Source organism: Paenisporosarcina sp. P4_E4_2 (genome assembly GCF_056401595.1).
The window spans coordinates 1-3,215 of sequence record NZ_JBFUJC010000348.1; the positions used below are offsets into that span (position 1 = coordinate 1).

Annotated in this window: 3 protein-coding genes and 1 pseudogene; 1 reads left to right on the forward strand and 3 read right to left on the reverse strand. The window is 37.5% G+C overall.

Features of this window, described 5'->3' with window-relative positions:
- Positions 1-708: pseudogene (locus AC1DSB_RS16855) on the reverse strand (hypothetical protein); the annotation flags it as partial.
- A 418-nt stretch (positions 709-1,126) separates the two neighbouring features.
- Between AC1DSB_RS16855 and AC1DSB_RS16860 the strand changes: the two are divergent.
- Complete coding sequence (locus AC1DSB_RS16860) at positions 1,127-2,224, forward strand: MBL fold metallo-hydrolase (RefSeq protein ID WP_477531259.1); 1,098 nt, start codon at positions 1,127-1,129, stop codon at positions 2,222-2,224.
- A 122-nt stretch (positions 2,225-2,346) separates the two neighbouring features.
- Here the strand turns inward: AC1DSB_RS16860 and AC1DSB_RS16865 are convergent, their stop codons facing one another.
- Both AC1DSB_RS16865 and AC1DSB_RS16870 read right to left on the reverse strand, forming a co-directional pair.
- Positions 2,347-2,628, reverse strand: coding sequence for a DUF6509 family protein (locus tag AC1DSB_RS16865; RefSeq protein WP_016428737.1), 282 nt, complete (start codon positions 2,626-2,628; stop codon positions 2,347-2,349).
- A 69-nt stretch (positions 2,629-2,697) separates the two neighbouring features.
- Positions 2,698-3,009, reverse strand: a complete 312-nt coding sequence (locus AC1DSB_RS16870; protein WP_477531260.1) for a VOC family protein — start codon at positions 3,007-3,009, stop codon at positions 2,698-2,700.
- Positions 3,010-3,215: the final 206 nt, after the last annotated feature.

Genomic DNA, 3,215 nt, shown 5'->3' on the forward strand with positions numbered 1-3,215 from the left:
TGGTGCAAGCCATGTAGATACTTGATACGCTAAAAATCCGACAAAAGCCAAGCGGAAAAATTTAAAGAATTCCGTATTGTATTTTTCAGGCATCCAGTTAAATAATTTCAATTCTCTTGAATGTGTTTCTTCATTTTCTTCCCCTACTTGCTTCAAACCAATTTCCCCATTGCGCAATTGTTGAAGCAAACGTTTTCCTTCTTTTTTCAACATGACTGATGTCAAAGGATACCCTGCGAACCCTTGCATCACGTAAATAACGATGGCGAAAACAGCTAAGCTTGGAAGTCCTGCCTCTGCGGCGCCTTCTGACATAATAAGTGCCGATACAAGCCCACCCACTAAAGGTGGAATGGCAACAATTATTGTTTCACTGCCGAATAGGAAAGTCCCGATTCCAAATAATCCAGCAATGATTCCTAGAATTCCTGCCAATGCAATCAAAATGGTTTTCCACTGGTTTATCAGTTCCTGCAAAGAAAGCAAGGTGCCCATATTGGTAATTAACAAGTAAATTAACATGACTGCTACAACTGATGGAATCCCTGATAACTCTACAATGTTTGAGGGAAAGAATGTCCAATAGCCGATTAAGAAAAGAACGGCACTGATAAAAATTGAAGGAACCCACGCTTTCGTGCGAATCGCGACTACATCCCCAATAAAAAGAATGAAAACTAAAATACTTAAAGCTAGCATCTGTGACATATTGATTCCCTACCCCCATTACTTTTCTCTTTCACTTCGTTGCACGAAGTAATGTGTACTACAGTAACACGATTCGAGATGATAAATATATAGAATAAATAGAATTTAAAGAATATTCATCTATTTATAGCAAATAACATGTATGTAAGCGGATAAATAATGTCTGAACGATTATTTATCGTCATTATGGATTTTGTGGGCTTGGGAATTAAATGGACACTGATACGATTAAATTTACATAAAAAAACTTCCTTACGTTTTGGAGGAAGTTGAATGTTTATCGATAACTAGACAGAATAATTAGAGTCAATAAATGCACTTAACCATTTCTCTTAAAATATGACTAATTTCTATATTTCTTTTATGCTACATATATCAGAAAAATTTTATAACCCATAACACATTTGAGGTGCCATTGATGAAAAAAACTTTATTCGGAGTGGCAGCATTTGCTACTGCTTCCACTCTCTTTTTGCAGCATTATCCGGCATTTGGGAAAGCTCCGAATGCCAAGAAGAAATTAACATTAATAGCATCCCCCAACTATGAAAAAAACAAATTCAAGAATATCTCATATACGACTATGTCTAATGATTTAAAAACCTTAGGCTCCATGATTAAAGATTATGTTCAAAAAAATCCTGATTTGACACCAGCACGATCGCTTCCGATGGAGAATTTCCAATGGAATTCTTTTCTTAATTCACAAGCAAGCGTGACATGGTTCGGACATTCGACTGTATTACTGAACCTTCATGGTAAAACCATCTTCATCGATCCTATGCTTGGTAGCTCTCCTTCCCCTTTTCCTCAGATCGGTGGAAAGAGATATAGTGAGAAATTGCCATTTGACATTAATGATATACCTTCTATCGATATCGTCCTTTACTCTCATGACCATTATGATCATTTGGATATAGATTCCGTTCAATTGCTGAAGCACAAAGTCGGGCAATTTATCGTCCCTCTTGGTGTCGGGAGTAGATTGGAAGGTTGGGGTGTAGCACCTGAAAAAATTAAAGAACTCGATTGGTGGGACACTTTTGACCATTTAGACATTGAATTTATCAGTACTCCGGCACGTCACTTCTCTGGCCGCAGTCTGTTCGATCACAATTCTACTTTATGGAGTTCTTGGGTCATTCGCAGTGGAGAAACGAGTATTTTTTATAGTGGGGATAGCGGGTACGATACGCATTTCAAAAAAATTGGCGAAAAGTATGGTCCATTTGATTTCACTATGATGGAATGTGGCCAGTATGACGATCGTTGGGAAAACATTCATATGAAACCCGAAGAAACGGCACAAGCCCATCTCGATTTAAATGGTAAATTGATGATGCCAATCCACTGGTCCGCTTTTACACTTGCGTTTCACGCATGGACCGATCCTATTGAGCGCGTCACAAAAGCTGCGAAAGCACGTGACGTAGCTATTACGACACCAAAAATTGGACAGTCTGTTGTAATTGGTTCTGATGACTATCCAGTTGCGAAATGGTGGAAGTTAGTATAATTATTTTTATCAGCAGTCTGGTTATCAGTTATCGATAACAGTAAAACATATTAATAAAAAACCCTTTTTCATCGCCTGATCTTATCTTCTGATAAGAACGAGCTTTGAAAAAGGGTTTTATTTTATGCCAATGTATTTTTGCAATACGCGAGAATTTCTGCTTCTTCATCATCTTCTAAAGCAAAATCCAAAACTTCATTTGAAGCTTTATCGGTAAAATGATACTGCACAATGCGATGTACATCTTCTTCGACAGCCAAAATGACACGCAATTCTAATCCGCCTTCTGTATATAACTCATCATCTTCATCAACTTCAACGGCAAGCAGAAACTCAAAACGGTCTCCAACAATAATGCCCGTAGGGTCGTTCATTTTTTCAACCATGTGATTTGTAATTTCCATGTGGCATTCTCCTTTGTCAGTTCATTGAACTTCCCTCATTGTATACTGACCTGTAGCCACTAAACAACTCTATCGATTATCTTTCCTATTCTTCCCACACATTAAAGACCATTCCGAATGGATCGCGGACATAACAATCTCGCCATTTTCCACTAAGTGCTGCTTTGCTTCATTTAGATCTTTCACAACGACTTCCATGACTGGTCCCAAATTTTCGCTTCCTGGTATTAGAAAGATCGAATTGTGATTCGTTTGGAATTCCACTTCCTCCACTTCACTTTTTGCAGGTTCTTTTAAACCTAAAACACTTTCGTAAAAGTGTTTTGCTTTTTCCAGGTCTTTCACTTGGAATCCGATGTTCTTGGACATTCTGTAATTCATCCGATCGCCCACCTATTTACTTTTTCCTTATATTATTGCTCCTATCATTAGAACTGGTTTTTTAGTCTTGATTTAAATTTATAAATTTTTCTAGAGGTATGTTTCCATATTCAAAACTCAACTTTTCTTTCAGAGTGTTATTTAAAGCGTTATCAATATCTTGAGTCTCAAAAGAAACAAACACATGGCAACGGGCAAGTGCAAGA

What these genes read in the sequence shown, in the direction of transcription:
- AC1DSB_RS16865 (WP_016428737.1), bottom strand. Translation starts at nt 2,628, where the DNA reads ATGGAAATTACAAATCACATGGTTGAAAAAATGAACGACCCTACGGGC.
- AC1DSB_RS16860 (WP_477531259.1), top strand. Translation starts at nt 1,127, where the DNA reads ATGAAAAAAACTTTATTCGGAGTGGCAGCATTTGCTACTGCTTCCACT.
- AC1DSB_RS16870 (WP_477531260.1), bottom strand. Translation starts at nt 3,009, where the DNA reads ATGAATTACAGAATGTCCAAGAACATCGGATTCCAAGTGAAAGACCTG.